1 pseudogene is annotated in these 286 nt (G+C 79.4%); it reads right to left on the reverse strand.

The features are described from left to right. Positions 1 to 286 (reverse strand): annotated as a pseudogene (locus ACSNOK_RS33845) (hypothetical protein); the annotation flags it as partial.

Genomic DNA, 286 nt, shown 5'->3' on the forward strand with positions numbered 1-286 from the left:
GTCCAGGGCGCCACGCGCCCGCATTCTGCCGGTGACCTGGGCCGCGAGGTGGAAGGTCGAGACGACGGCGTCGGGGCGCCAGCGGTCCACGTCCTCCCGGAGGCGTCGCTCGGCGAGCACGGCCAGGGGCGCGGTGCTCGGCCGCAGCTTCCCGGCCGGCCCCCGTGGGGAGGGTGCGCGCCCCTCGGCCGGTGCGGCGGGCCGCACCGGAACCGGCTCGTGTGCCCCCCGCTCGGCCGCGCCGCCGCCGGTCACCGTCCCGGTCCGGAAGAACGCCGCGTAGATG

It is taken from the genome of Streptomyces sp. URMC 126, assembly GCF_051386555.1.
Lineage (GTDB): Bacteria > Actinomycetota > Actinomycetes > Streptomycetales > Streptomycetaceae > Streptomyces.